Below are 1,934 nucleotides of genomic sequence, written 5' to 3' on the forward strand. Positions count from 1 at the left end.
CTTTATTAAAAAATGATTGATATGGACGAGAAACTGCGTATTTTATTGTGCGAAGATGATGAAAATCTTGGCATGCTTTTAAGAGAATATTTACAGGCAAAAGGTTATTCTGCTGAGTTGTATCCCGATGGGGAAGCTGGTTATAAGGCTTTCTTGAAGAATAAATATGACTTGTGCGTGTTTGACGTAATGATGCCTAAAAAAGACGGATTTACTTTGGCACAGGATGTTCGTGCTGCTAATGCCGAAATTCCTATTATCTTCCTGACTGCAAAAACACTGAAAGAAGATATTCTGGAAGGATTTAAAATTGGTGCGGATGATTATATCACCAAGCCGTTTAGTATGGAAGAACTTACTTTCAGAATCGAAGCTATTCTGAGACGCGTACGCGGAAAGAAAAATAAGGAAAGTAACATCTATAAGATTGGTAAGTTTACCTTTGATACTCAGAAGCAGATTCTTGCTTCAGAAGGAAAGCAGACGAAACTGACTACCAAAGAATCTGAGTTACTTGGTTTGCTTTGTGCACATGCTAACGAAATTTTGCAACGTGACTTCGCTTTAAAGACTATCTGGATTGATGACAACTATTTCAATGCGCGTAGTATGGATGTGTACATCACTAAATTGCGTAAACACCTGAAAGAAGATGACTCTATTGAGATTATCAACATTCATGGAAAAGGATACAAATTAATTACTCCCGAAGTTGAAAACTAAGAAGAAGAGGAGAAACGAAACTAAAAAAGGTCCGGAAATATTCATTTCCGGACCTTTTTTTAATTCCATTAAAATATTAATCTGCTATTTTCTTATTGATGACAATATAAGAAACAAGACCCAGTACTACTAAAAGTACAGAAGTTCCCAAAATAGTATTGTTATTTACATTACCAGTCAGGGAGCAGGCGATCAGAATGATTACTCCGACCAAAATTAATATTAATCCTAAATTCTTTAATAAGACTTTCATGTGTGTGTATTTTAATAGATTATTTTATTCATGGTCACAAATTAAAGCATAATTCTTTAACGGGCGAAATTATTTATGCAAAAAAACTATTAATCAGCGTAAATAGTCTGTTTTTACATACTTACCGGTGCTTAATCTTTTGTATTGAAGAATATTTTTCTCAAGACCTCCTGGCTCACACTTAATTCTTCCACACTGATGCCTTTTAGGGCTTCCATAAGGGTACGATTGGCTATAATGCGTGCTTCTTCTTCCAGTTCCTTCCCGGTTTTGGTTAAGTGGATGAGATTGGTACGGCGGTCTTTTTTGTCCGAAATGCGGACAACCAGATGTTGACGTTCCATATTATCTATCAATCGGGTCATACTGGGTTTATCTTTAAAAGTTGCATTACACAACTCTTGTTGTGTAACTCCGTCTTTTTCCCAAAGAAAAATGAGTACGGTCCATTGTTCTGGGCTGATTTCCAAACCGCCCTGACGGAAGTTACGATACAGTTTCCGGTTTATAGCCGCGGAAACTTTGCCATTAAGAATGGCAAAAATAAGCCGGATGTCAAAGTTAAATTGTTCTATCATGAAATTATTGTTTCAACAACTTTGCAAAGGTATAGCTCTTCTGTGTAAATTCCTATCTTGTGATACAAAAAAAGATTAAAAGTTTGTAGTTCACAATAAAATGCCTAACTTTGCACCCGCATTTTTAAATCAAATAATTTATTTATTTAATTAAACGAGTATGAATCAATACGAAACCGTTTTCATTTTAACTCCCGTTTTATCTGATGTTCAGATGAAGGAAGCGGTAGAAAAATTCAAAGGTATCCTCCAGGCTGAGGGTGCTGAGATTATCAATGAAGAGAACTGGGGACTGAAGAAGTTGGCTTATCCTATCCAGAAGAAGTCTACAGGTTTCTATCAGTTAACCGAGTTCAACGCAGATCCGACTGTCATTGACA

The 1,934-nt window shown here is 36.0% G+C and carries 4 protein-coding genes; 2 read left to right on the forward strand and 2 right to left on the reverse strand.

The genetic code is table 11. From position 1 onward, the window contains the following. The first annotated feature begins 21 nt into the window (after positions 1-21). Complete coding sequence (rprY, locus tag QX565_RS00080) at positions 22-723, forward strand: response regulator transcription factor RprY (RefSeq protein ID WP_002562540.1); 702 nt, start codon at positions 22-24, stop codon at positions 721-723. 76 nt (positions 724-799) lie between these two features. On the opposite strand, the gene QX565_RS00085 is transcribed toward rprY, so the two are convergent. Then, positions 800-976 carry a hypothetical protein gene (locus QX565_RS00085; protein ID WP_221649513.1) on the reverse strand — a complete coding sequence of 59 codons (177 nt, stop codon included), beginning with the start codon at positions 974-976 and terminating at the stop codon, positions 800-802. Between the two features lie 131 nt (positions 977-1,107). After that, a complete protein-coding gene (locus tag QX565_RS00090; protein WP_221649514.1) occupies positions 1,108-1,554 on the reverse strand; it encodes a MarR family winged helix-turn-helix transcriptional regulator in 447 nt (148 codons plus the stop codon). 160 nt (positions 1,555-1,714) lie between these two features. Between QX565_RS00090 and rpsF the strand changes: the two genes are divergently transcribed. Continuing rightward, the coding region (gene rpsF, locus QX565_RS00095) for a 30S ribosomal protein S6 (RefSeq protein ID WP_289290498.1) at positions 1,715-1,934 on the forward strand (220 nt) is incomplete at its 3' end.

The sequence above is a fragment of the Bacteroides sp. 41_26 genome (genome assembly GCF_949740115.1).
Classification (GTDB): domain Bacteria; phylum Bacteroidota; class Bacteroidia; order Bacteroidales; family Bacteroidaceae; genus Bacteroides; species Bacteroides nordii.

Excerpts from the sequence above, each read along its gene's own strand:
- QX565_RS00090 (WP_221649514.1), bottom strand. The coding sequence starts at position 1,554 with ATGATAGAACAATTTAACTTTGACATCCGGCTTATTTTTGCCATTCTT.
- QX565_RS00085 (WP_221649513.1), bottom strand. The coding sequence starts at position 976 with ATGAAAGTCTTATTAAAGAATTTAGGATTAATATTAATTTTGGTCGGA.
- rprY (WP_002562540.1), top strand. The coding sequence starts at position 22 with ATGGACGAGAAACTGCGTATTTTATTGTGCGAAGATGATGAAAATCTT.